The organism is Pseudoalteromonas sp. NBT06-2 (assembly GCF_002276045.1).
Lineage (GTDB): Bacteria > Pseudomonadota > Gammaproteobacteria > Enterobacterales > Alteromonadaceae > Pseudoalteromonas.
This window is the reverse complement of the sequence record NZ_NQMR01000013.1, coordinates 41011-67003: the sequence shown is the minus strand read 5'-3', so window position 1 is coordinate 67003 and position 25993 is coordinate 41011. Positions and strand designations below refer to the sequence as shown.

The window sequence follows — 25993 nt, the reverse complement described above, 5'->3', positions numbered from 1 at the left end:
TTACAAATTTTTAGAAAATATTGAAAAATTATGAAACGTTCTGATTTAATGTCACACCTTAATAACTTGCTTGAACCGCATACGATTAAAGATTTTTGTCCTAATGGTTTACAAATTGAAGGTAAAGATAACATTACAAAAATTGTGACTGGTGTTACTGCATCACAAGCTTTAATTGATGCTGCAATTAATCTTAAAGCTGATGCTATTTTAGTACATCATGGATTTTTCTGGAAAGGTGAAAATCCACAAATTATAGGTATGAAGAAAAAGCGTATCTCAGCACTGATAAAGCACGATATAAATTTAATCGCATATCACTTGCCACTAGATGTGCATCCAACTTTAGGTAACAATGCGCAATTGGCTAATTTGTTAGATATTAGTTATGAAGCTGGATTAGAGCTAGGCAGTGCTATAAGCGTTCCAGTAAAAGGTGTTTTAAATACACCGATGTCGGGACGAAAATTCGCACATAAAATTGCAAAAATTTTAAATCGAGAACCGGTTACTTCGATTGTAAGGAAAGAGAAAATAGAAACTATCGCTTGGTGTACAGGCGGTGGACAAGGTTATATCGATTTAGCAGCTGAACAAGGTATAGATGCGTACTTAACTGGTGAAGTATCAGAGCAAACTATTCATAGCTCTAGAGAGCAAAATATTGATTTTTTTGCAGCTGGTCATCATGCGACTGAAAGATATGGCATCAAAGCATTAGGTGAGCACTTGGCTAGCGAATATCAATTAGATGTGGTTTTTGTTGATATTGATAATCCCGTATAAATTTATTATGGTCACTGCGTAGCTAACAGAATTGGTATATGAAGATATTAGAGCCTGTTGATCTTTCAGGGTTAAATTTTGTTCGAGATAAAAGCATTTTAGTCGCGGCGAGTAGTGTGTAGCCTAGTCATTCTAAGTAAATACGACTCAACAAAGAATAAAATGCTTTTAGCCGAATCCTTCGGACAGCGTTTGTTGGGCATTTTTACTGCGTTATCGCCTTTTTATATGGAACAACCACATGACAAAGCCTCTGCCTTGTATAAATGCTCAACAATTCGCTGCAAAAGTAATCTCGAAAGATCAATAGCCCCTATGCTTTAATAAATAATACGTTGACACCTATTTCAATATTTTAAAGTATTGAAATAGGTGTAGAGAGTGTGAAAATAATATTTTTTGATGTTATTTATATTGATTCAGGATCGTAAAGTCTTAATAATTTTATCCATAAGGAACCAATCAATTCATGCTGATGTGCTGTCACAGCTAAAAAAGCTTCAGGGCTAGGTATAAATTGAAGCCACAAAGGTTGTTGATTAAGTGCATAGAAGTCTGTAGGAGCTGGAATAACATCGATCCCCTGTTGATTAAATAAATCTATAGAACGGCTCATGTGTGCTGCTGAGGTAACAAGGGCGACTTTGGCATCAACAAGTTTGTATGCTAACAGTTTAGCTTCTTGCGATGTATCTTTGGCTTTTGGGTTAGTTAACACTCTTGTATTGTGTAACCCTAAACTCAAAGCGGTTTTTTTCATTAGCGCACTACTTGTTGCGCCACCATAACCATAACCAGATACAATTAATTTAGCGTAAGGGTACTTTCTGGCGATCCTTAGCCCTTCAACTAAACGTGCCAAAGAGCAGGCTCCAAGTTGTGCATTAGCAGGGCGATACTTGTTAGGTTTAATTTGGCAACCTAATACTAGAATATAGTTTAGTTTGGTATGGTGTTCAGCATTAAAAGGTTTGTATTTATTTTCTGTTGAATTAATTAATGCTTGCGTAACAATGGGTAAACTTATTAGCAATAGTGTTAGCATACTTGGGACAAAAAATACTAAGCCAGATTTTCTTTGTTTTAATACGAGTAAAAATAAACCTATTAATACTAATGCAAATAGTAAAGGCAAAGGCATCAGCAAGTTGCCTAGTATTTTTTTTAATTCAAATGATGACATTTATTAATTAACTTCCCTTTGTATTTCTTGAAAATATATATGAAAAATTTATTTAGGTTTTTCATGTTGATGAGCTGCTCTTTCTTCGGCTAGCTCATCTTTTAATTTTCTTATTCTTAAGCCAAGCTCTTGTCCACGATGTTTAGAATAATAAGTACAACCGACAAACATACTAGTGGTAAATATTAACTCTAGCACCACAAAAATATCGCATGAGGTATAAAGCAAAGTCAAAGAATGCAAAAAATAAATCATGACAATGAAATTGGCCCACGCGTAGGTATATATTTTGTCTTGAATAATACCCTTTAACGGTAATAATAAAGGTATTATATAGATCATAAATATAAAGCCATTGCTATATCCTTCAGGCTTGTCTAAGTAAAATAGCCATAATGGCATTAGTATTAATAAGCCCACATAGCCAAATATAGCTAGCCGTTGAAAGTTTTTTGTTTTATCTTGTTTTTTGATCATGTCACTTATTCAATTGTTGAGTAATTTTAGCTAACCTATGTCCGACAGAGTGGCATATTTTGATTTCATGGGAACTGAGGACAGTATTATTGCCTAAACCTGATACGTGACTTGCACCATATGGTGTGCCACCACTTTTAGTGCTAGATAATTCAGGAATATCATAAGGTACACCTAATAGCATCATGCCATGATGTAATAAGGGTAAAGATAATGTCAATAGTGTACTTTCATTACCACCATGCATGCTACTACTTGATGTAAATACGCTTGCCGGTTTGTCAATCAGTTGGCCTTTTAACCATAATTCACTGGTATTTTCCCAAAATAATTTTGCTTGAGAAGCCATCATGCCAAACCGTGTTGGACTACCAAAAGCAAGTGCTTGGCAATGAATTAAATCATCTTGTGTTACCACAATATCTGATTCAGATTGTTTGACAAATGTACGTAACTTGACTTCCATATTACTGCTTGATATTGCGTCACAAATCTCATGCGCCATGTTTTTAACTGAGCCATGACTGGAATGATAAAGTACCAGAATATAAGGCATTAAATAATTTCTAATACGCTTTTGGGTGGGCGACCAATCGCAGCTTTATCACCATTTACCACAATAGGACGTTCAATTAACTTTGGATTTTCTGCCATGGCTTCAATTAATGCAGATTCTGAATTTTCATCTTTAAGATTGAGTTCTTTATATAGATCTTCTTTTGTACGCATTAATTGGCGAGCAGAATCAAAACCGAGTTTTGTGATAAGCGATGTTATCTCTGATACATTTGGTGCAGATTTTAAATATTCAACAATGTCTGGTTTTATGCTATTTTCTTCTAGTAATATAAGCGTTTGACGAGACTTCGAGCATCTTGGGTTGTGATAAATTTGAATTGTCATGTTAAATCCTAAATAAAAAATAGCGTAAATTTTTGTTTAAACATTTTAAGTGAAAAGCAAAATGTTCACTAATAAAAATTAAAGCGCTATTTTATACTTAAACGACATAGAAATGCTAGATTCGAAGTTTCGATTTTTACATGGTGACGTTGAATGTACCCATGATGTTTTATTAACCTCTATACCGAAGCTACTTGGAAATACATGATTTCAGCGGGAGTTTAAATGGTCAATTACAAGACATTTATTGCAGGTAATGGTTATTCCCTTATCAACATAGATAACGCGGTAGTTGACCATTTAAAACCCGCCCGTAGGGAATTTATCAGGTAAGTAATCACTACGTTACATCAGTTTGAAAGGCAATAAGCATTCCTAAAATGATATGCCTTGTGCTAACTCACCTGATAAGTTCTGAAACAAGCATTATCAAGTGGCTTGGGTATAGGCCCTGTCTACAACTTTGCTAATTCTTTTTGCATTTGGCGATATTGTTTTAATAGCGCTTTAAGGCGTTGGCGCTTAATATCATCAGTTTTTTCAATGAAGTTAAGTGCTTTTTGAATTTCATCTGATGCCTGTTGATACGCGCCATGGTCTATCAAGATACTCGCACGTATTTCATGATACGCAGATTGATTCTTTTGCATTTTGTAATTTTGAGCCATTAGGTCTTTACCTAAAGGATGATCGGGTTTATCAAGCAAAAAATACTTTAATAAACGTTCTGCTAATACGTAATCTTTGGCTTCAATCGCTGCATTGGCATAGTTTAAGGTGATTACTTGGTTATTAGGCTTTAATTGATAGTGCTCTTTTAATAAAGTTAAAGCAGCTTGGGTATTTTTTTGTGCAATTAATAAGTCAGTTTTACTATCTAGATAAAATAAGTTTGATGGGTCTGTTTTTAACAATTGAGTTAAAATGATTTCAGCTTCTTCAAGTTTTTTCTGATCAATTAAGGTTAAAGTAAGACCATATTTTGCAGCCGTTCTATCTGAAAATTGATGTTTTTTAATATCGCTTCTGAATTGTATCTCTGCTTTTTCTGACGTTGAAGTGAAACGTGCTTTAATCCGGCTCTTAGCTAATAAAAAATCAAGATTTGAATCAATAAATTTTTCAGGAAATTGTTGCGCTCGTAAACGAATATCTGACACTCGGCTATCAGGTAGAGGATGAGATAATAAAAATACAGGTGGTTTTTGCTTAAATCTTAATTGAGCTGATAGTTTAGCTAAAAATCTACTTGAGGCTCGAGGATCAAATCCTGAGTTGTTTAAAATAGACATTCCGATACGGTCGGCTTCTTGTTCTGCGCCACGGCTGTGTGTCATTTTACTTAACATGCTTTGAGTTTGATTGGCTGAAATAATTGCCATGCCCGCTTCAGGATTGACTATGGTTGTTAATATTCCTGCAACCATGCCAGCTAAAGTTAAGCCGGAATTATCTCGCTGTTTTTGTAATCGTCGTGCTAAATGTCTTTGGGTAACGTGAGCGATTTCGTGACCTAATACTGAAGCAAACTGACTTTCATTTTCTGATTTTACAATTAAACCTGCGTGAACACCGATATGACCACCATAAAATGCAAATGCATTTATTTCGTCATTTTTAATCCAAAAAAATTCAAATGGAAATCGAATATCATCAGCATGGGCAACTAAACGATTACCAATACTTGTAAGATATTCATCTAATAAAGGGTCTTGGATAATCGGTGATGAACTTTTTATTTTCATCATCATGATTTCGCCAATTGCTTTTTCTTTTTCTAATGGTAGTATTTGCAGGGCGGATGTGCCTAAATCGGGAAGTTTAAAGCTTGATTGTGCTAATACAGTTGAAGATAATAACAATGTGCTGATAACAAATCGTGACAATTTTTTTCTATTATTCATTTCATTCCTTGTTTGCTTGTTCATTCATCATTAACTGCCCAAGCATCAATTCATCTTGATCTAGCGAAGTTTTATTTTCACATAGATCATAATACTGTTTAATTGAGACCCCATTAATCTTAATAATGTTCAATTCTTGTTTTAAAAAATTTATTATTCTAAGTACAAGTTTATGGGCATGTATTATGAGTGCTTTATCAGCTTCATCGCCTCTTTGAAAATAAAATTGTATATATTTATGTAATTGGTTAATTCTTAGAATGAGCCTCATTGAGTGGGGATCCCATACCACGAATTCCATTAACTTATTATCTTTGACGAAATGATTTATTTCGATATTTTTAGCATAAGGAAAGACTTGTAATTCAAAGCCTCTATCAGTAAATACTTGATAAAGTGCAATTCTCGGCTTATTTTCACAAATAATACCGTTAGAATTACTATCAGTACCGCCAAGGAGGTCTAAATTCCAATTACGCTTATCTATTATGCGTTTTATTGCAGTATCAAAGCCATGAGTCAAAATGCCTTCAGATTCACCTAATGATGAAGCTACTAAATGATAAAAGGGCGGTAACTCCCCCCAATTTAATTGTTTTTTGTACCAGTTAACATCCTTTAATGTTGGGTTACTTGGCAATTGTGCTTTATCATTTTGGGATGTCATTAACTTATACCTATTCTTTACCTTATATAAGCATAATGCATTGTTTCCTTTTGGTACACCTAAACCACCTTAAGTTAGATGATTCATTTAGTTAGAGTATAGATTAGATTCCATTTGTTTTACTTTGCCGTTATTATTGCAAAATATTTATTTATAATTGCAGCTTTAATGGTTAAATATGATTTAACACATTATCAGTGTCCTCAGTTTTTCGTTCAATTTAAGTATCAATTGAAATTAGCTTTAATAAATAAAGAGCAAGAAAAAGGCCTTGATACGATTACATTTTTAATATTAAGTAATTCGGATATTAAAGATATTGAACGATATTTAATTTTTCATAAATTTAAATATCAAATACAAAACTGTGATAGTAATAATGAGTTGATCATTAATTTAGTCAGAGGGAATATTTAAGTGTTAGAATTTTTAAAATCTTGGTATGAACGTAAATTTTCAGATCCTCATGCAGTCACCTTATTTTTTTTATTGATAGCTTTAGTTGCACTATTGTATTTTGTGGGTTCTTTAATTATACCTGTACTTGTTGCCTTGGTAATTGCATATCTACTAGAGTGGCCAGTTATAAAATTACAAAATTTAGGCTTAGCCCGATTATCAGCATGTGCGAGTGTCATGTTATTATTTGCAGGTGTTATGATCGCCGTTTTTGTGACTATGGTACCTGTACTTTGGCAGCAGGCAGCAAATTTACTGCAAGAAGCACCTTCTATGTTAGAGCAAGGAAAATCATTTTTAATGCATTTACCTGAGCGCCACCCTGAATTAATCAATGCACAACAAATTCAGAATATTGTTTCAAATGTCGAAAGTAAGGTATTAGAGTTTGGTCAGCAAATTTTATCTTTTTCTTTAACGTCATTAAAAGATGTTGTGGCTTGGATGATATATTTAATACTGGTGCCACTTTTAGTGTTTTTTATGCTTAAAGATAAAATAGAACTCACTTCAGGTATTGAAACCTTTTTACCAAAACAAAGACGTTTAATAAGCCAAGTATGGCATGAAATGAATCAGCAAATAATGAATTATATCCGTGGTAAGGTCATTGAAATTGTAATCATTGGCGGAGCTTCATTTATTGCTTTTGCAATATTTGATTTACGATATGCTGCTCTGTTGGGGGTATTAGTTGGGTTATCTGTATTAATACCCTTTGTTGGAGCAGCATTAGTTACAATTCCAGTTGCTGCTGTTGCTTTATTTCAATTTGGTTTGGCGCCAGAGTTCTGGTATTTATTAATAGCCTACGGGGTAATTCAAGTACTAGATGGTAATGTGTTAGTGCCTCTATTATTTTCCGAAGCGGTAGATTTAAATCCCGTTTATATAATTGTTGCAGTATTGTTTTTTGGCGGTTTATGGGGATTTTGGGGAGTGTTTTTTGCTATTCCATTAGCTTCATTGGTACGAGCGCTATTAAATGCTTGGACAACTGAAGAAAAGATGATAATAAAAGAAGCTTAATTAGGATATTAAGTATTATGTCATCTAATAACTCAATATTAAATAACCATCAGCTCAGTTTAATAAATATTCCTCTAGAAGCTTTTTTATTCACTTGTGCAGTGAATTCATTTGTAATAGGCTCGTCATTTCTTAAACTAAGTTGAGATTAAATATAAAAATATAAAAAACGATTATTGATTTTCTGTTAAAAAATCAATTACTACTTGATGGTGTTCTTTTGTTTTGAATTTATTAAAAACATGTTTAATTGTACCATCTTGAGATATTAAGAAACTTAATCTATGTATACCATCGTACTCTTTACCCATAAATTTTTTTAATCCCCATACGCCAAATTCATCAGCAATTTGATGATCTTCATCTGATAATAATGTGAAATTTAATTCTTTTTTTATTTCAAAGTTCTTTAATTTCTTTACTGGATCTGGGCTAATCCCAACTGATATTGTATTGAGTTTGGCTAACGCTGCTTTTTGGTCACGTAAATGCTCTGCTTGAATAATGCACCCAGGTGTCATAGCTTTAGGGTAAAAGTATACTAATACTTGTTGTTTTTTTAATAGTTCACAAAGGTCTATAGTTTGTCCATTTTGATCTTGTAAAGAGAATAGTGGGGCTTTATCACCAGCAACTAAAGTGTTCATTTTTGGATCCTAGTATTATTAAAATTAACCTGAATTCGGGTTGTTAGCGTATTCGGCGTAGTATAGATTTAAGGTTTAGCTCTGTGCATAAACTTTCAAACTTAAGTTTGAAATTATCTAAAGCGGTTTCAACAGCGACATTTATTTCTAAAGTTGAACACATATAAAGCTGATTGTCTTGCTCATATGTGTCAGATTTCAAAGAACAGATATCAATATTATCTTCAGCTAAAAATGAGGCGACTTTACTTAGCGTACCTTCGATATCAAGGCCTTTATATTCAAGCGTATAGCCAGCAAAAAACTCACAGCCTGTTCGATTGGTTGTTCGCTTCATCATAGTGAGTAAACCCATTTCCATGCTTCTTACTGGGATCGTATGCTCAATGCGGCTGATCGCTGACATATCTCCAGATAAAAGCATTATAATAGAAAATTCGTTACCTAAAATAGCAATTCGGCTATCAATAATGTTACAGCTACACTCACTCACTAACTGTGTTAACTCAGCAACAATTCCGGTTCGATCATCACCGATTGCAGTTAAAACGAGTTGTTGATTTGAAAATCCAGACATTTATTTACCCATGTACCCCTACGTTGGGCCCGAAGTTTAGCACATTAGTAATAGAAACACTCTGCATTCTTGTTTTTAGTAGCTCAGGAAAGTAATATAGGCTCCGATTGCACAACTTTATTGCTTTTATGTAATAACTGAATGATTTTCAAGCAATCTACTCGTATTATGAGCAGTTCATGAAATGAGATAATATTTTTGAATCATATTTTGAACCAAATAGAGCATAGTCGACTCATATAATAGAAATAAAATTTGGCATGCTAAGGAGAATAATAAGTGCAGTATTGGATCCGTAAAAGTTTGGTATTGGGTGTTATCACAGCATTATCAGGTTGTAGTGTTTTTATAAATAATGCTCATAATGAGAAAAACTATCGTGTATCAGAGCAAATTAAAGTGCCAGCGGATCTTCAAAAGCCATACCAAGACCCTGAATATATGATGACGCCAGCTCAATATAGTAAAGCAATGCCAAGTGATATGGCTAAACCGCCAGCGCAAGTTCTAAATATAGCTATGGGCAGTTGGGTTGAAGAAGGTGATAAACAAACGCGTATATTTTTTGATAAATCTGATGGTATTGATGATTTAAAAAGTTTTATGTGGACAACGTTGAATCAATTACTTGATGAAAATAAAGTAGCAGCCATAGAAAGTAATGAAGCTAAAGGTGAACTATCTACCGACTGGTATTCCATTCATACGATAGAAGATGTTTGGTTTTGGGAAGAAGAAAAGGAAGTTAGTAAACAAAAATTCAAATTTACCATTGAACAAAAAGAGCATCAAAGAACGGCTTCAATGACAACTGAATTATTAGATTTTCAAAGTAAAGATGAAACTTTAACGCCTATTTTACGTCAACAACTTGAAGCAGGCGCATTGAATTCTTATGTAAATCAGTTTGATTTTAAATATCGTCAACTCGCGGTTGAGGTGAATAAGCAAAAAGGCATTGTTTCTTTAGAGCTTGGTTTTGATAATCAAGGAAATGCTGCTTTAGTGACTGAACAAAGTTATGAAGCTATTTTTGAACGTTTTTCTTCATTTATAGAAAAATTAAATTTTACAATCAATGAGTTAAAAAATGATAAAGGTTTAATAATTGCAACTTATGAGAAGCCAGACTCCAGTGTTTGGGATTCTATATGGGGAGATGATATTGCTGAATTACCATTAGAGTCAGGACAATATCAAATGTTATTAAATAAAAATAATTCAGGTGGCACCAGTATTACTTGGATGGACGAAGAAGGCGAAACTTTAGAACCTGGTACTATGAATGATTTACAACAAGCATTAGTTAAAGTATTACGTGAAAAAGGTATTGATATTTAAGTATAAAAATTTAAATTATATACAATATTAAAATTTAAGAAATACATAAAAGAGCGCTATTAGCGCTCTTTTATGTATTAGTTTATTAAGCAATTTCATTAATTAATTTGTTAAATCACAATTTAATTAATGAAATTGATGCAGTAGAGGTTTATTTATGAACTCACAACAAATCGATAATCAAATATTATATCATTGGCGCACAATACTGACTTTTATTGTACCTTCTCTAATTGGGGTGTTTTTATTTATGACCCCCGTTCAAACTGGCGAAGCCTTTACCATACCTATTGCGATTTTAGCTAAAGAAATTCAAAGTATTACAAGTGCTTATATTACACATATAGTATTAGCCGTAATTTCGACAACAGTATTATTGAGTTTAATAACCAAAGCATTCAAGCCAAAATTCATAATGAAGCGTGATTTTTTACGCCATTTATTCGATGTTTCTCTAATTTGGCTTGTTACACGTACTACGGGCATGATTTTTGTTTTAGTTACTTTTTTTAAAGTCGGACCTGAAGCTATTTACTCTGCCAATACGGGGACTTTAGTTTTGCATGATCTCATGCCGGTATTGTTTTCTGTTTTTATTTTAGCGGGATTATTATTACCTTTATTGCTTAATTTTGGCTTATTAGAGCTTGCCGGTACTTTATTAACAAAAGTGATGCGTCCTTTATTTAAAGTACCAGGACGAAGCTCAGTGAATTGTGTGGCTTCTTGGTTAGGTGATGGTAGTGTGGGGGTTTTAATGACATCAAAACAATACGAAGAGAAATTTTATACTCAAAAAGAAGCTGCTATTATAGGCACAACTTTTTCTGCTGTATCAATTACATTTAGTTTAGTAGTAATTGGTCAAGTGAAATTAGAGCATTTATTTGCACCATTTTATCTTACAGTTTGTTTAGCTGGGGTTGTCGCAGCTTTAGTTGTACCAAGGTTACCACCACTTAGAAATAAAAAAGATGTGTATATAGATGGCACGGTTAGGGAAGGGGAAGTCGAGGCTTTACCAGAAGGAAAAGCATTATTTAAGCATGGATTACATGTTGCGCTTAGAAAGGCCTATAAATCTAAAGGGGTCAAAGGTACATTATCAGAAGGCCTCAAAAATGCAATTGATATGGTATTTGCAGTATTGCCAGTTGTTATGGCTATTGGCACTTCTGCTTTGATCATTGCTGAATATACACCATTTTTTCAATGGTTAGGAATGCCATTTATTCCTTTATTAGAGTTATTACAAATCCCAGAAGCGCAACAAGCTTCACAAACAATTGTTGTTGGTTTTGCTGATATGTTTATTCCATCAATTTTAGCTGCTAATACAATTGAGAGTGATATAACACGTTTTGTTATTGCAGCGATGAGTGTAACGCAACTTATTTATATGTCTGAGATCGGCGCTTTAATTTTAGGCAGCAAAATACCTGTGAGTTTATGGGAACTATTTTTAATATTTTTACTGCGTACTTTAGTTACGCTCCCTGTAATTGCTTTGATGGCTCACTGGTTAATTTAATTATTTTCTAGAATGAAAAAATCCTTGCAGTTATTTGCGAGGATTTTTATTTTTTAGCGTCTTTTTCTTTTAATGATGCTTTGGCTTTTTCTATCGGATCTTGATTGAATTTTTTCACATCAAATTTTGTAGAATATTTTAATAACGCGATATTGCTCCATATCACAGCTAAAACAACGACGATAATGAGTATAATTTTCCAAGTTTCCACTTTGTTTCTCTTTTATTAAAAATACCATGATAGCATTTAGTACAAATAGGATAAAACCCTGTTAAACTAACTGCTTTGTTTTATCGCTAGGTCATTTCAACTGAATCTTATATGTTGAAGTGATACCATATTGTTAATTGATGTTGTTGGAGTAAAGTGTTGAAGACTGAAAATGTCTTAATGTGGCCAAAAGAATATATCCTTCTTTTAAGAGGATTATTAGAACAAAATGGTGCTTTCATCTTGGATGCATTAGAAGCTTGGCCAAATTGCAATGAATCAGTAGATGCACAAGAAGTATGCAGTATCAGTTTACCGCCAATATATTACATATTATGGCAAAAACCAGCTGAACCTTTCGAAGATCTATATTGTCAGCATATCAGTGATTTTGATGATAAATCCCAAGTATATATCGAATCTGTATTTAGTGATTTAAAGCAACAATTAGATTCCGATGAAGCAATAACAATACTTTTATTGCAAAGACTCGCAAGTTATTGTGATTTTCAATCACAAATGTCAATAGAGTCTAAGTTAAGCATAGTAAACTTAGCTAAGCAAAAAAGATTCTTTAATGTATTAAATATGTTACTTGAATCTGGTTTAAAGCTATCAACTTCTGATGTCATGTCATTACTTAAGCACTCTGAATTACATTTTTTGGTACTGCCTTTCCTTGAAACTAATCTGAGCGATAAACAAGAGGTTGTTGCATTATTAACCGAACAACTTTTACAAGGTGAAGATAGATTTGATTTTTTAGTTAAGCTACAAGGTGAAACGTTAGAACCTGAAATATTAGATAAAGCTTTATTACAACAGCTTCGACACGATTCTTCAAAGCAAAGTATTTGTAAACGATTTTTGCAGCAAGGCGCTAAGGGTTTAATTGCAGATGAAAATGGAAAAACATCAGTAATGTGGGCAGTTCAACAGGGCTTTATAGATGTATTAGAAGCGCTTTGTTCAGCTGAACTATTAGCGCAACGTGATAATGAAGGTAATACAGTTTTACATTACGCAATAAAAGCAAAAAATGAATTAGCAATTCGTTTTATTTTAAACCAAAATATTGATTTTACAATAAAAAATAATTTAGGCTTTACAGCATATGGTTTTGCTGTCGAACTTGGCAATATAAAAATAGTTGATTTGTTAGAAATTGAATTTGGTATTAAGGAGTTAAGTGAAGCAAATAAATTTAAAATAATTAATTTAGTTCACTCGCTTCATGCGTTTATTGGTTTTTTATTACCAATGCAATTGTTTTTCTTTTTTGATCCTCAATTTAAGGCAAAAAGTGAATTATCTTTTTTTCTCGCACTCGCCTCAATGTTAATTATGTTTTTTGCGATGAATTTAAAGCGATGTAGTTTATATCCTGATATAAAATCTACATGGAGTTTATCTATATTGCGGGCCTTGTCACCGATAAGTTTATTATTTCAATTATTACTTTTATTAGTTGTAGTTATTGCTGCTTTAACTTAACAGCTCAGCTGAAAGCCATTGCGAGGCGATTTTAAAGCGGTTTTAAATCTACGGAAATAGCTGTCATTTTTGATCAAAGTATGTCAGCTATTTTGGTTTATATCTATGTAGGCTCATAAACTCAGATCTTTAATTTTTATATTTAAACGCTACTCCTAATTATGAGTTTCATTATTGCTTGATATTAAACAGAAGTCGTATATCAACTCTTGTTGGCAGGCCCGGTACTATCACGTATTACCAGCTCAGGTGTGAAAGTTTTTATAATTTCTTTATCTTTATTTCTTTGACCACGGGTTTTAGAAAATAGTAATTTAGCTGCATGTTGTGCAATGGTTTCAATTGACTGGCTTGCAGTTGTAAGTTTTGGCCAGGTTTGACGTGAGAATGGTGAGTTTTCAAAGCCGGATATAGATAATTGTTCAGGGATTTTAATATCCATTAATCTTGCTGCAAATAAAGCACCTGCCGCAATTTCATCATTACATGCGATAATTGCTGTGACATTATTATTTAGATTAATAACAGACTTCGCATTTTCAACACCGGAAGAAAAAGAATATTCGCCTTCTAAAATGAGTGATTCATCAATTTCAATGTTATTTTCAATCAGAGATTCTTTATAACCTGCAAGTCTTTCGTGTGTTGATTTATGCCCTTTATCACCAGATAAGAAAGCAATATGTTTATGACCTTGCTTGATTAAATGGTTTGATACTTCATATGCTGCATTGTGATCATTTACATAGATACAATCAGTTTGCTGGGGATCTGCTTCTTGACCGGATAATATTCGTACATAATGAATATTTTGATCATCTAGCATGTTTATGACTTCGCTATTTTCAGACAAAGGAGGTGTTAATACTAAGCCAGAAATTCGAGCGCGTCTTACCATGGTTTTTAATTCTTCAACCATATCTTTATTTGCATATGAACATGGGTGAATAAGTAATTCATAACCCTCTGTTTTACAGCATGATAATATGCCATTCTGCATATCTAATACATAATATGCATTTGGATTGTCGTATACTAAGCCTATGGTAAAAGATTTACTTCCAGCAAGGTTTCTAGCGGCTAAGTTAGGCTGATAATTTAGCTCTTTAACAGCAATCATCACTTTATCAGAAGTTGCTTTTCGTACTGATGGTTCATTATTAATAACTCTAGAAACAGTCTTAATTGAAACACTGGCTAATTTGGCAACATCGGTTATTGTAACTTTCATCTTAATTCTTTTTGCTTTTTAAAAGTAAAACATAATTAGGGATCATTTTACTTAGTTTATTTAAATTGTATGCACTATGGCATATTAATTTTTGTTTTAATAATCAAATTAGTAACAATTTATCGAGAATTAAAATTGACAGCGTTGTCATTTTGGCATATTGTTATCATAAACGTGGTCAGGGTGAACCTAAATTCAAATTATCACTTAGATAAAAATTTTGTTAAAATAATCTATTACGAATAATTTGAAAAATAAAAACAGGTAGTAAAATTTATGAGTTGTCGTTCACAATTGTCAAGTTGGCAATCTTTGCAAGAATTAGCTAATAAAATGAAAAATACTCATTTAAAGGACTTATTCTCTCAAGATAAATCTCGTTTTGATACTTTCTCAATTCAACTGCCTGGCTTATTATTCGACTATTCTAAAAATCTAATTACAGCTAATGAAATGAATGCATTACAATCATTAGCTCAGCAGACTGAGTTAACAGCTTGGCGTGATAAAATGTTTATTGGTGAAAAAATTAATTTTACTGAAAATCGTGCTGTATTACATGTTGCTTTACGTAATAGGAGTTGTGCGCCAATTTTTGTTGAAGGTAAAGATGTATCTCAACCTATCGCGGCTGAACTTTCAAAAATGCATGCCTTTGTAAATAAAGTGCGTAGCGGTGAGTGGAAGGGTTATACTGGAAGAGTGATCACTGATGTTGTAAGTATCGGTGTAGGGGGGTCGAACTTAGGCCCGCAGATGACGACTGAGGCGCTGCAAAATTATGCTGACGAGACATTACGTATTCACTATATTTCTAATGCTGATGGTGTACAAATATCAAAAGTATTAAAGCAGCTTAATCCTGCATCTACATTATTTGTCGTATCTTCTAAAACTTTTACAACTTCAGAAACAATGGCTAATGCTAAGACTGCAGTCGCTTGGTTAAAATCTGTTGCAAATGATGATGCAGCTGTTGCAAAACATTTTGTTGCCGTCAGTACTAACCTTGCAAAAACAGCTGAATTTGGTATTAGTAGCGATAACGTATTTACAATGTGGGATTGGGTAGGGGGTCGCTTTTCTATGTGGTCTGCAATTGGTTTACCTGTTGCGTTATATTTAGGGTTTGATGCATTTATTGAATTATTAGAAGGTGCCTTTGAAGTAGATGAACACTTTAAAGATGCACCATTAACAGAAAATGTGCCTGTAATAATGGCTTTACTGAGTATTTGGAATACCACATTTTTAGGTGCTAAAGCCCAAGCAATATTACCGTATGACCAAACCATGCATATGTTACCTGCCTATTTACAACAAGCTGAAATGGAAAGTAACGGTAAATCAGTTACATTTTCAGGCGAAGTTGTACCGTATACCACTGTACCTCTGCTATGGGGTATGACTGGTATTAATGGCCAACATGCATTTTATCAATACTTACACCAAGGTAATACAATTGTTCCTGCTGATTTTATTGGTTCGATTAAACCTGTTGTTGAAGTAAACAACCATCACGAAATATTAATGTCTAACTTCTTTGCCCAAACAGAGGCATTAATGTCTGGTGTTACAACAGAGCAAGTAAGAGAAGAGTTAACAGCTAAAGGCCACAGTACTCAAGAGATTGAGAACTTAGTTAACCATAAAGTACATAAAGGAAACAGACCAACAACTTCTATTTTATTAGATAAAGTTGATGCGAAACATTTAGGTAAATTAATCGCTTTATATGAACACAAAATATTTTGCCAGGGAATTTTATTGCAAATCTGTTCATTTGATCAATGGGGTGTTGAGTTAGGTAAAGGTTTAGCGTCCAAGATCCAAAATGAATTAGAAAACGATACTATTACTGCAGAACATGATTCATCGACTAACGGTTTAATTAGTTATTTTAAAAAGAAAAGAGTTTAAGTACGTAAAAGAATACCTTGAACGGGTAGTTCTGGAGCTATTGGGATCTGTGGTTTTGTGAGAGGAACGCAGACTCCCTTTACTCATTTTTTATAATGCAGCTATTTCTTTCAACACAAAGATGTGAAAAGAGCTTTATTATCCCTCAACTCCGTTTATCCTCCCCCTTTTCATATTGCGTTCCACTCTTATTATTTTATAAAAATAAATACTTCTCAGTTCCTAACAAAAATAGTTACAATACCATTCATTTACATCTACATCGATTGTATCAAGGACTTATAAATGTCGAAAATTACTGAAAAATTTTTTAATTCTAAAGATGAATTAACTGCTGCTTTAGCACAAGATATTGAGCTGCGTCTTATTGAAGGGATCAAAAATGATAACCGTGCAGTAATATGTGTTTCAGGTGGCTCATCACCAAAGCCTGCATATCAATATCTATCAACATTACCGCTTGCTTGGGATAAAGTTGATGTGGTTATGGTTGATGAACGTTGGGTTGAGCCAAGCCATGAAAAAAGTAATGAAACATTTATTAAACAAACATTACTACAAAATCAAGCAAAAAAAGCCAATTTTCTGCCTATGAAAAATGATTATGATACTGCTTTGGAAGGACTGGCTGAATGTGAACAATCATTTCAGTCATTAAAACAACCATTTGATATTACGATATTAGGAATGGGACCTGATGGTCATACAGCATCATTGTTTCCACATGCACAAGGTTTAGATAATGCTTTATTTACAAGTGATTTAGTATGTGCTATTGAAGCGATTAAAAGTGAAGTGACAGGTGATATTACACAAAGATTGTCTTTATCACTTCATGGTATTAAGCAATCTAAAGTTGTTAAGTTATTAATTAGTGGTGAAGAAAAACTAGCAGTATATAAACAAGCAAAACTGGGAGGTAAGGTTGAAGATATGCCTTTACGTGCGATTTTGAATCAAACGGATGTAGAAGTTCAAGTTTATTGGGCACCATAACAGTTAAAAATTGAGTTACATCTTTACACACTATCATTTCTTTATGTAATATCCCTCAGGTAAAAGGAAATACTCACGATATTACTGTAGGTTTGGGTATAGTGTAATGGTTTATGTGTTACTTATTTTATAGTTAATCGTAAACTTGTTCGAAAAATATAAAATAAATGTAGCCAAGATGTAATTACGTGTGTATTGTTTGTATTTAGATGACAGCGTTGTCAAGTTTCCAGTATGTTCTGTGACAACGCTGTCATTATCACTGGGCAAAAAGTGAACTAAAAAAACTAAATGATTCGAGGGGAATCCTGTGTTAGCTAAAAAATTTAAAAGAAATCTATTAGCAGTTAATATTGGTTTAGCAATGAGTGCTGGTTTTACTGGTACTGTATATGCTGCTGATGAAGTTAAAGTAAAAGAAGATGTTGAAGTTATTGAGGTACGTGGTATTCGCCGTTCATTAGAAGCTTCAATGAATACTAAACGTTTTGCTAATGCGGTTGTAGATGCTGTAACAGCTGAAGATATTGGTAAATTTCCTGATAATAACGTAGCTGAAGCACTAGGTCGTATACCTGGTGTGAGTGTCTCGCGTCAATTCGGTGAAGGTTCTTCAGTTTCTATTCGCGGAGCATCTAACCAATTAACATTAACATCTTTAAATGGTCAAAACGTAGCCTCAACAGGTTGGTATTCTCAACAAGCCATTGATCGTTCATTTAATTACTCTATGCTTCCACCAGAAATGATTGCTGGAATGGAAGTTTATAAATCATCACAAGCTGATTTATTAGAAGGTGGTATTGGTGGCACAGTAGTTGTTAATACTCGTAAGCCACTTGATTTAGATTCATTAACGATTTTCGGTTCTGTTAAAGGTTCTTACTCATCAGCATCTGAAGAAACTGACCCATCTGCTTCAGGTTTAGTTAGCTGGAAAAATGACGATGAAACATTTGGTATTTTAGCTGCTGTAGGTACTTCTGAGTATTCTTTAGTTCGCCGTGGTGATGAAGCATTAACTTCTTGGGGCGGCCGTATTGCTCCAACTCATTTTGAACAAAATCGTGATCGTACAGCGTTTGATGTTGCACTACAATATGCACCAACTGATGAGTTAGATTTTGGTCTACATTACATGAATCTTGAATTAGCTGCTGATAGTGTAAATAGCGCTGTTTGGGTTCCTCAAAACTTAGAAAATTGTAGCTCTACAAACGCACAAGGTGTACCAACTAAATGTACTACTGTTGCTGAAGATAACCAAAGCGGTTATTACGATGTACGTCCTCGTAATGCAACGATGGAAAGTGAATTAATTGCTGCAGATTTCACATATCAAGGTGAAGGTTTTAAACTAGAAGTTCAAGCAGGTTCATCTAAAGCGACTGGAGGTACCGATTTTGAAACTAACTTTGGTTACTTATCTGGCATTAATGGTGCTGTAGGTACTATTGATGCAACTGGCGATATGATCAAGTATGACCTAGACCCAGCTGATTACGCATTGCCTTCTGCCGGTGAATATGCGAGTTGGGAAGGTTTACAAACTGGTGGTATCGTAAATCAACCAAACTCTGATGAAGAAACTTACGCACAAGCTGATTTGACATTCGATGTTGAGTTTGGTGCTGTTACTTCAATCAAAACAGGTGTTCGTGTATCAAATCATGAAGTAACAAAACAGCAAAACCGCCCTGATTTAATTGGTTATGATGGCGCAGTTGAAGCAGCATTAATTGACGGTTCTCGTTTTACAAATGGTACTTTAGATGCGGGTTCTGCACATCTTACAATCCCAGCTCCAAATGCAGCTGAAATGATTGCGTATACTAAGACTAAAATAAACTCTTGGACGCAAGAACGTTCAGGTTATGCTGTACTTGAAGAAGATAGCGTTTCTGCATATATAATGGCTAACTTTGAAGGCGATGGCATTCGTGGTAACTTTGGCTTACGTTATGTAAGTACAGACGCGACTTCGACTGCATATGAAGTTGATCCTACATATGTAGATGCAAGCAATTCATTTAATAATGGCTATTCAACAAATCTAGTTGAAACTGATGGTGATTACAGTCATGTATTACCAAGTGTTAACTTAGCAGTTGATGCAACTGCAGACGTTATCATTCGTTTCTCTGCAGCATCTGTATTAGCACGTCCAAACTATGATGATATGTTCAGTAATTCATCGCTAGTTGGTTATTCTGATACGATCCCTGGTAATGAAGCTGTTGTTGTAGGTAACCCTGCACTTAGCCCATTTAAAGCTTTCCAATCTGATTTAGGTGTTGAATGGTATTACAGCTCTTCAAGTATGGTTGCACTAACTTACTTTGTTAAAGAAGTGGGCACATTTACTACTTTCTCTAATACAGCTGATCAATCTATTGGAATTGTTGACCCAGATACAGGCGTTGATAACTGGTTAGTACAATCTAAGAAAGATGGTAACGGTGGTACAATTGAAGGTATTGAATTCCAAATCCAACACGCATTAGATAATGGTTTCGGTACCGTATTTAACTACACATTTGCTGATGCGCAAGCCGATGAAAGTAACTATGTTGATGGAAACGCTATTTTCTCCGATTCATCTAAACATACTGTAAATGCAGTTGGTTATTATGAAAATGATGATTTCTCTGCTCGTGTAGCTTACTCATGGCGTTCAGAGTACATGATCCGTGAAACTGGTTTCTATGGTGCACGTGAACATAAAGATTTTGGAACGCTTGATTTAAGTGCTTCTTATAATCTAACAGATGACATTACAATCACAGCTGATGTAACTAATCTTCTAGAAGAAGACAGCATACAAGTTGGTCGAGACCAAGGTACAACACCAGTTAACTGGAGAACATCTAATGGTTACCCTACAGCAAGCTATGAAGGTGAAGCACGTTACTCTTTAGGTGCACAATTCCGCTTCTAAAAGTAATTTATATTATAATAAACCCGGCATTGTCCGGGTTTTTTTGTATGATAGATAAAGATATAACTAGCGAAATGGATTACTAAATGAATATTAAAAAAATTGCAATTGTAGGTGGTGGCACAGCTGGCTGGTTAGTAGCAAATCATTTAGGGAAAGCGCTTTTAGAACGCTTAAATACATCACTTACTTTAATTGAATCACCAGATATACCATCGATTGGTGTAGGTGAGGGCACTGTCCCAATGATGCGTGAAACTTTAAAAAGTTTTGGCATATCGGAAACTGATTTTGTTCAACAATGTGATGTGACATTCAAACAATCTATAAAGTTTGTAAATTGGTTAGATAAAAATAATCATGGTGAAAATAACTACTACCATCACTTATTTGATTACCCTTTTCCTTTAGGTGATGATTTAGCGCCATTTTGGCTATCGACAGATAAAAAAATACCATTTGCTGATATCGCATCATTTCAAGGTGCAATTTGTGATGCTGGGCTTGGGCCTAAAACAATATCGACTCCAGAATATCAAGGCACAACAACTTATGGCTATCATTTAAATGCAAAGAAATTTGCACAATTATTAGCTAAAAATGCGTGTGAAAAATTTAATGTGACACATCGATTAGCAAATGTTACTGATGTCAACCTTAAAGAAGATGGTTCAATAAAATCACTTAAATTAGATTCTGATAATTGTAAAGATGATACTGAGTTTGACTTTTATATTGATTGTTCTGGTTTCAGCTCATTTCTTATGAGAAAAAACCTAGATGTGAAATTTATCGATAAATCAAACGAATTACTGATCGATACTGCGATTGTTGTGCAAGTTCCTACGAATAGTGAAGATGACATCCCATCATATACTATCGCAACCGCGCACCAAGCTGGTTGGATTTGGGATATCGCGCTACCAAAAAGAAGAGGCGTAGGCTTTGTATTTTCATCAAAGTATATGAATGAAAGTCTTGCAAAAGAAAAGTTAGCAAAATATTTAGATAAAGATTTATCTGAATTACCCCATCGCAGTATTCCAATGAATATAGGGTACTTAGAAAAATTTTGGCATAAAAACTGTGTTGCGATTGGATTATCTCAAGGATTTGTTGAACCCTTAGAAGCCACTGCTATTCTACTTGCTGATTTTTGTGCCAAACAATTAGCACAAAATTTTCCAGATGAACAAATTCAGTATGAGCACTTATCTAAAATGTATAACAAGCGCATTACATATTGCTGGGATAGAGTAATAGATTTTATTAAGTTACATTACTGTATTTCAGATAGGACTGATTCACAATTTTGGCTAGATAACAAAAAAGAAGAAGGTATTTCAGAGCATTTAAAACAGCTGTTATTACATTGGCAATCATTTTCACCTAAAGCTTCTGATTTCTTTTCAAAGTTTGAAATCTTTGATGTTGAAAACTTTTTGTATGTGCTATATGGCATGAAGTACCAGACTTCTATTAATAATTTAAGTAAAAATTATTACACAAAAGCAAAATCTGATGCGGAGCAAGTGAAGAAGCATGCTAATGCTTTAGTAAATGAACTACCTAAGCATAGAGAGTTAATAAACAAAATCAATCAATTTGGGATGCAAAAAATTTAGCTGCATTTACTTGGTAAGTACAGCTAAATAATATTACTTACCTGAGTAGAGTTCGATCAATTTTCTGTTTGTATCGAGCTTTATTTCAGCACTTTTTCTCATCAACTGTATTGATTCAAAGGCTTTATCTAATATTTCATCAGGTAAAGTCCCGCACTCTATATATTTAGGAAAATACTCCATGCCGTAGATGATATATTGCCAACTTGAAATATTGAATATGTCATATTTGTTTGGAAAGTCGCCTTCTGTGGCACCATAATGCTTCCATGCTTCAAGCTTATCTTGCAAAGTTTCAGGTATGGTTTTAGGGTTTGTTTGATCAACCCAGAATTGCGAGTCTTTTCGATTTGTTAAGCAGTAATGCAACTTTACAAAATCAATAATGTTATTCCATCTTTGTGTGAAAATTGCGTTGTATTGTTTTTGCCTTGTTTTCATGGCTTCGCGACTTTGTGGAAATCTCGCCGCTAGAGAGCGAACTCCGGCTTCTACCATCGCAATGGCTGTTGCTTCTAAAGGTTCAATAAATCCACTCGAGAAGCCTATGGCAACACAGTTTTTCTCCCATGACTTTTCTCTATGTCCGACATCAAAACTTAAATGTCGGAGTTTAATGTCATCACTAGCAGGAATATTTAAATATTTTAGTAGCAATTCCTCTGCCCGTTCAGGTGTTGTATGTTCAGATGAATAAACATAACCTGTGCCTCGCCTCGATTGTAAGCTGATATCCCAAATCCAACCAGCTTCTTGCGCTGTTGAAATCGTATGCGTTGGGATGGGGGTTTCAAGGTTCTCATAAGGAACTTGTAGGGTAACAGCACGATTAACTGACAAGTACTTACTTTTTTCTATGAAGGGGACTTTGAGTGCTTTACTTAATAGCAAAGAAGAGAATCCTGTACAATCAACAAAAAAATCAGCCGAAAATACAGTATTTTCATCTGCAATGACAGATTCAATAAAACCATCGTCATCAAGTTTTACTTCTGTGATATCAGCAAAAGAGTGAATTACCCCTAAATTTGTCATAGCGTGCTTTTTCACTAATTTACCTAATTTAGCTGCATCTAAATGATATGCATATTTTGCCATCCAGGCATATTCTGGCGTATTTAAATCTTTAGGCGCTAAATTTTGATCACATAAGTGTGCCTGAAGACACACTGAGTGAGCAAAATCGTTTGAAGTTTTGTTATTGATTTTATTTCTAACCCAATATGCAGATAAGTCTATACCTTTTGGCATCGCTGTTGGATCAAATGGATGGTAATAGCTGTGCTTTTGTTTATCGGGTTCATGTAACCAATTACAAAATTGTGCGCCTTGTTTAAAGCTCGCATCACATTGTGAAAAAAAGTCTTTTTCGCTTAACCCGATATCATGTAAGGTATTTACGATAGTGGGGAAGGTGCCTTCGCCAACGCCAATTGTAGGGATGTTTTCTGATTCAATTAAATGAACAGTAATATCAAGGCCTGTTTTCTTAAAAGAACTAGCTAACATTGCTGCACTAAGCCAGCCTGATGTACCGCCCCCAATTACATTTACACTTTTAACTTTTTTCATTTTTAAATCACCACTTTATTATTAATGTAATTTAAATATTAAAGACAGCGTTGTCAAATTGTGTTTATGTTATATCAACATTGATTCTTAATTTGTTTACATACTCGCAGCACTAATTAATTGACTGGCATATTAAGTTATGTAATATGGAGCCATTATTTTATATGTCACACAAATCTTAATTCTTTAGTGGCAATTTGTTATACGGAGAGTAGTACCCATGGCGGATAATATCCAACCTTTACATAACCAAACACATGCTAAAACAAAAATAAAAAATGGCATCAATATTGAATTCATTAAAACTCAGCATTTAGTGCCAATCGTTGCACATGAGTTCTCACGAGTTGCAAACGAGTATCCAATCGTTTTTGTTAAAAACTCAGAATCAGGTGAATTTCAACCTGTTGCTATGTTAGGTTTAGAACCAAGTGAAAACCTAATGGTTAAAGATGAACAATGGCAAGGTACATACGTACCTCATGCTTTAACACGTTACCCATTAGTATTGTCAGCAACGCCAGAAGATAAAACAAAACTAATCGTAGGTATTGTAGAATCAAGTGATTTAGTAGGTGAAGAAGAAGGGCAAGCTTTATTTGATGAAAAAGGTGAAGAAACAGATTACCTTAAACGTCGTAAAGACTCTTTAATTTCTTTTGTTGAATTTTCTCAAGTAACAGCTGCATTTTCGAAATTTTTAGCAGAAAAAGAGCTGTTAACTGCTCAAACTCTGACATTAGAAATTAAAGGCGAAAAACGTGATATTAACGGTATTTATTTAATTGATGAAAAGAAATTAAATGAATTATCTGATGAAGATTTCTTAGATATTCGTAAACGTGGCTATTTAGGTCCAATTTACTCTTTCTTAACTTCAATGCATCAAGTTAATCGTTTAGCACGTCTTAAATCTGTATAAATTTATATATACTCAAGCTACTTGGAAATACATGATTTCAGTGGGAGTTTAAATGGTCAAATACAAGACATTTATTGCAGCTAATGGTTATTCCCTTATCAACATAAATAACGCGGTAGTTGACCATTTAAAACCCGCCCGTAGGGAGTTTATCAGGTAAGTAATCACTACGTTACATCAGTTTAAAAGGCAATAAGCATTCCTAAAATGATATGCCTTGTGCTAACTCACCTGATAAATTCTGAAACAAGCATTATCAAGTGGCTTGGGTATATAGTGGTGTAAATAAAAGCCCAAGTCTTCTTGGGTTTTTATGTTTATTATATGCATAATTATTATTTCACTGGTCAATACTTTATATTCTAGCAATTATTGGCATTAAATATGCATAGTAAATATAAGGAGTATTCTAAGGACTTTTATTATGTTTAGTAAAGAGTATTGTCGAGCGTTAGAGTTAAGAATGTTTAAAAAAAGCAAAGAAATTCAGAAACTCAGATCTCAATTATTTTTCTTAAAAATAATTAGCTTTACATTTATATGTTTGTTTTTTGTAAGTCAGATGCAAATTGCAACTTAAATTGAATTTTTAACGTGTTAGTTTTTTGACAAATACAACAACAAATAAAGCTAAGGTAAAACTCCCTGAAAATGCTTCACAGGCCGCTATGAGCCTTGATAAACCAACAGGTGTGATATCTCCATAACCTAAAGTAGTAAAGGTCACAATACTAAAGTATAAACTATTCAATAATGCTGAGAAGTTATCACTTACTGAGTTATCTAAACTAAACCCGATAATATCGTTGGCATAACTGACACCGAAGATAAAATATAATATTGCACAACAAAATATTAAAGATAGTGAAAAGAAAATAACATTTAACGGTTTTTCTCCATAACCACATAAGACATCTATAAATTTAGAAAATATGCGTCGTTTAGACCATTTTGGATAACGATATCGCCTCATGATGAGCTCTTGATGAGTAAATTTTCCCGATAATTCAAACAACCCCTGAAATTCAGCTGCTTTACGTAAATCTCTATAAATCTCCTCTGATTGTTCATAATAATCTAAAGCAACATCAAGTTTACCTTCCTTAATAGCACTTTTAGCTTGCTTCTGTTGTAATATATTTGTTCCTATTTTTATATTATCTATTCGTGCACTAAATAACTTGATACCTAATAAGTTAGTATTAAGCAGACTGCAGCAGTGTAAATTTGCGCCTTTTAAATTAGCTTTCATCAATGATGCATTTTCAATTTTAGTATTGAAAAGGTGTGCACCTTTTAAGCTAGCGCGATAAAAGTCACTTTCGCTTAAATCATACCCTTCTTTTGAGCCTCTTTTAACCAAATTTAAGCCATCTAAGATAGAACGCTTTAATTTCAAACCACGTAATAAACCTCCTGATTTGGCATATCTTTCTAGCTTATCCTTTAAATCAAGGCCACTTTTATCAAATTTCTCATCATGCCAAAAACAGAATCCTGTGCCCATATCGACTTCTTGGCATTGCTGTTCATCGGGTGAAGTGTATTTACATTTTGGTTTTTCTGTCATAAACATCAGA

General features: G+C 33.8%; 24 protein-coding genes. 12 read left to right on the top strand and 12 right to left on the bottom strand.

The annotated features are described in order from the left end of the window. Positions 1-30: 30 nt before the first annotated feature. Together CJF42_RS04040 and CJF42_RS28415 are read left to right on the top strand one after the other, a co-directional pair. The gene (locus tag CJF42_RS04040) at positions 31-786 is read left to right on the top strand and encodes a Nif3-like dinuclear metal center hexameric protein (RefSeq protein WP_095365448.1); all 756 of its coding nucleotides are present in this window, start codon (positions 31-33) and stop codon (positions 784-786) included. Positions 787-900: 114 nt separating this feature from the next. Beyond that, positions 901-1110 (top strand): hypothetical protein, encoded by a 210-nt coding sequence (locus CJF42_RS28415; protein WP_095365447.1) that lies wholly within the window; start codon positions 901-903, stop codon positions 1108-1110. An 85-nt stretch (positions 1111-1195) separates the two neighbouring features. On the opposite strand, the gene CJF42_RS04030 is transcribed toward CJF42_RS28415, so the two are convergent. The 6 genes from CJF42_RS04030 to CJF42_RS04005 all read right to left on the bottom strand — a co-directional run bounded on the left by CJF42_RS04030 (position 1196) and on the right by CJF42_RS04005 (position 5920). Beyond that, positions 1196-1969, bottom strand: a complete 774-nt coding sequence (locus CJF42_RS04030; protein ID WP_095365446.1) for an ElyC/SanA/YdcF family protein — start codon at positions 1967-1969, stop codon at positions 1196-1198. A 48-nt stretch (positions 1970-2017) separates the two neighbouring features. Then, entirely contained in the window at positions 2018-2446 is a 429-nt protein-coding gene (locus CJF42_RS04025) for a DUF2069 domain-containing protein (protein ID WP_095365445.1), read from the bottom strand. 1 nt (position 2447) lies between these two features. Continuing rightward, a complete protein-coding gene (gene wrbA, locus CJF42_RS04020; protein ID WP_095365444.1) occupies positions 2448-3002 on the bottom strand; it encodes an NAD(P)H:quinone oxidoreductase in 555 nt (184 codons plus the stop codon). Further along, a complete protein-coding gene (gene arsC / locus CJF42_RS04015; RefSeq protein WP_095365443.1) occupies positions 3002-3349 on the bottom strand; it encodes an arsenate reductase (glutaredoxin) in 348 nt (115 codons plus the stop codon). Before arsC ends, wrbA begins: the two co-directional genes overlap by 1 nt. A gap of 455 nt (positions 3350-3804) precedes the next feature. Continuing rightward, a complete protein-coding gene (bepA, locus tag CJF42_RS04010; RefSeq protein ID WP_095365442.1) occupies positions 3805-5253 on the bottom strand; it encodes a beta-barrel assembly-enhancing protease in 1449 nt (482 codons plus the stop codon). Position 5254: 1 nt separating this feature from the next. Further along, positions 5255-5920, bottom strand: coding sequence for a hypothetical protein (locus CJF42_RS04005; protein ID WP_095365441.1), 666 nt, complete (start codon positions 5918-5920; stop codon positions 5255-5257). A 114-nt stretch (positions 5921-6034) separates the two neighbouring features. Between CJF42_RS04005 and CJF42_RS04000 the strand changes: the two genes are divergently transcribed. Then, entirely contained in the window at positions 6035-6337 is a 303-nt protein-coding gene (locus CJF42_RS04000; protein ID WP_252097519.1) for a hypothetical protein, read from the top strand. Further along, entirely contained in the window at positions 6338-7408 is a 1071-nt protein-coding gene (locus tag CJF42_RS03995; protein ID WP_095365440.1) for an AI-2E family transporter, read from the top strand. A 173-nt stretch (positions 7409-7581) separates the two neighbouring features. Here the strand turns inward: CJF42_RS03995 and bcp are convergent, their stop codons facing one another. Further along, positions 7582-8055, bottom strand: coding sequence for a thioredoxin-dependent thiol peroxidase (gene bcp / locus CJF42_RS03990; RefSeq protein WP_095365439.1), 474 nt, complete (start codon positions 8053-8055; stop codon positions 7582-7584). A 43-nt stretch (positions 8056-8098) separates the two neighbouring features. After that, on the bottom strand, positions 8099-8632 hold the full coding sequence (locus CJF42_RS03985; protein WP_095365438.1) for a glycine cleavage system transcriptional repressor: 534 nt from the start codon (positions 8630-8632) through the stop codon (positions 8099-8101). 279 nt (positions 8633-8911) lie between these two features. Here CJF42_RS03985 and bamC point away from each other — a divergent pair, with 279 nt between their 5' ends. Together bamC and CJF42_RS03975 are read left to right on the top strand one after the other, a co-directional pair. Then, positions 8912-9973 (top strand): NlpB/DapX family lipoprotein, encoded by a 1062-nt coding sequence (bamC, locus tag CJF42_RS03980; RefSeq protein ID WP_095365437.1) that lies wholly within the window; start codon positions 8912-8914, stop codon positions 9971-9973. A 157-nt stretch (positions 9974-10130) separates the two neighbouring features. Then, positions 10131-11504 carry a YjiH family protein gene (locus CJF42_RS03975; protein ID WP_095365436.1) on the top strand — a complete coding sequence of 458 codons (1374 nt, stop codon included), beginning with the start codon at positions 10131-10133 and terminating at the stop codon, positions 11502-11504. A 46-nt stretch (positions 11505-11550) separates the two neighbouring features. Here CJF42_RS03975 and CJF42_RS03970 read toward each other — a convergent pair whose 3' ends face one another. After that, positions 11551-11715: a DUF2897 family protein gene (locus tag CJF42_RS03970; protein WP_095365435.1), complete on the bottom strand. Its 165-nt coding sequence runs from the start codon at positions 11713-11715 to the stop codon at positions 11551-11553. A gap of 156 nt (positions 11716-11871) precedes the next feature. Here CJF42_RS03970 and CJF42_RS03965 point away from each other — a divergent pair, with 156 nt between their 5' ends. After that, positions 11872-13209, top strand: coding sequence for an ankyrin repeat domain-containing protein (locus tag CJF42_RS03965; protein WP_141235475.1), 1338 nt, complete (start codon positions 11872-11874; stop codon positions 13207-13209). Between the two features lie 202 nt (positions 13210-13411). On the opposite strand, the gene CJF42_RS03960 is transcribed toward CJF42_RS03965, so the two are convergent. Continuing rightward, complete coding sequence (locus tag CJF42_RS03960; protein WP_095365433.1) at positions 13412-14440, bottom strand: LacI family DNA-binding transcriptional regulator; 1029 nt, start codon at positions 14438-14440, stop codon at positions 13412-13414. A 276-nt stretch (positions 14441-14716) separates the two neighbouring features. Between CJF42_RS03960 and pgi the strand changes: the two genes are divergently transcribed. From pgi to CJF42_RS03940, 4 genes are all read left to right on the top strand, one after another. After that, positions 14717-16360, top strand: a complete 1644-nt coding sequence (gene pgi / locus CJF42_RS03955; RefSeq protein ID WP_095365432.1) for a glucose-6-phosphate isomerase — start codon at positions 14717-14719, stop codon at positions 16358-16360. Positions 16361-16645: 285 nt separating this feature from the next. Beyond that, entirely contained in the window at positions 16646-17356 is a 711-nt protein-coding gene (gene pgl / locus CJF42_RS03950) for a 6-phosphogluconolactonase (RefSeq protein ID WP_095365431.1), read from the top strand. 310 nt (positions 17357-17666) lie between these two features. Beyond that, a complete protein-coding gene (locus CJF42_RS03945; RefSeq protein WP_095365430.1) occupies positions 17667-20294 on the top strand; it encodes a TonB-dependent receptor in 2628 nt (875 codons plus the stop codon). 86 nt (positions 20295-20380) lie between these two features. Then, a complete protein-coding gene (locus CJF42_RS03940) occupies positions 20381-21919 on the top strand; it encodes a tryptophan halogenase family protein (RefSeq protein WP_095365429.1) in 1539 nt (512 codons plus the stop codon). Positions 21920-21952: 33 nt separating this feature from the next. Here CJF42_RS03940 and CJF42_RS03935 read toward each other — a convergent pair whose 3' ends face one another. Continuing rightward, positions 21953-23491: a tryptophan halogenase family protein gene (locus tag CJF42_RS03935; protein WP_095365428.1), complete on the bottom strand. Its 1539-nt coding sequence runs from the start codon at positions 23489-23491 to the stop codon at positions 21953-21955. Positions 23492-23711: 220 nt separating this feature from the next. On the opposite strand from CJF42_RS03935, the gene CJF42_RS03930 reads away from it, so the two are divergent. Beyond that, on the top strand, positions 23712-24413 hold the full coding sequence (locus CJF42_RS03930) for a SapC family protein (RefSeq protein WP_095365427.1): 702 nt from the start codon (positions 23712-23714) through the stop codon (positions 24411-24413). A 589-nt stretch (positions 24414-25002) separates the two neighbouring features. On the opposite strand, the gene CJF42_RS03925 is transcribed toward CJF42_RS03930, so the two are convergent. Then, positions 25003-25983: an ion channel gene (locus CJF42_RS03925; protein ID WP_095365426.1), complete on the bottom strand. Its 981-nt coding sequence runs from the start codon at positions 25981-25983 to the stop codon at positions 25003-25005. Between the last annotated feature and the right edge of the window lie 10 nt (positions 25984-25993).

Coding starts and splice junctions, on each gene's coding strand:
- CJF42_RS04040 (WP_095365448.1), top strand. CDS start 31: ATGAAACGTTCTGATTTAATGTCACACCTTAATAACTTGCTTGAACCG.
- CJF42_RS04030 (WP_095365446.1), bottom strand. CDS start 1,969: ATGTCATCATTTGAATTAAAAAAAATACTAGGCAACTTGCTGATGCCT.
- CJF42_RS04025 (WP_095365445.1), bottom strand. CDS start 2,446: ATGATCAAAAAACAAGATAAAACAAAAAACTTTCAACGGCTAGCTATA.
- wrbA (WP_095365444.1), bottom strand. CDS start 3,002: ATGCCTTATATTCTGGTACTTTATCATTCCAGTCATGGCTCAGTTAAA.
- arsC (WP_095365443.1), bottom strand. CDS start 3,349: ATGACAATTCAAATTTATCACAACCCAAGATGCTCGAAGTCTCGTCAA.
- bepA (WP_095365442.1), bottom strand. CDS start 5,253: ATGAATAATAGAAAAAAATTGTCACGATTTGTTATCAGCACATTGTTA.
- CJF42_RS04005 (WP_095365441.1), bottom strand. CDS start 5,920: ATGACATCCCAAAATGATAAAGCACAATTGCCAAGTAACCCAACATTA.
- bcp (WP_095365439.1), bottom strand. CDS start 8,055: ATGAACACTTTAGTTGCTGGTGATAAAGCCCCACTATTCTCTTTACAA.
- CJF42_RS03985 (WP_095365438.1), bottom strand. CDS start 8,632: ATGTCTGGATTTTCAAATCAACAACTCGTTTTAACTGCAATCGGTGAT.
- CJF42_RS03975 (WP_095365436.1), top strand. CDS start 10,131: ATGAACTCACAACAAATCGATAATCAAATATTATATCATTGGCGCACA.
- CJF42_RS03960 (WP_095365433.1), bottom strand. CDS start 14,440: ATGAAAGTTACAATAACCGATGTTGCCAAATTAGCCAGTGTTTCAATT.
- pgi (WP_095365432.1), top strand. CDS start 14,717: ATGAGTTGTCGTTCACAATTGTCAAGTTGGCAATCTTTGCAAGAATTA.
- pgl (WP_095365431.1), top strand. CDS start 16,646: ATGTCGAAAATTACTGAAAAATTTTTTAATTCTAAAGATGAATTAACT.
- CJF42_RS03940 (WP_095365429.1), top strand. CDS start 20,381: ATGAATATTAAAAAAATTGCAATTGTAGGTGGTGGCACAGCTGGCTGG.
- CJF42_RS03935 (WP_095365428.1), bottom strand. CDS start 23,491: ATGAAAAAAGTTAAAAGTGTAAATGTAATTGGGGGCGGTACATCAGGC.
- CJF42_RS03930 (WP_095365427.1), top strand. CDS start 23,712: ATGGCGGATAATATCCAACCTTTACATAACCAAACACATGCTAAAACA.
- CJF42_RS03925 (WP_095365426.1), bottom strand. CDS start 25,983: ATGACAGAAAAACCAAAATGTAAATACACTTCACCCGATGAACAGCAA.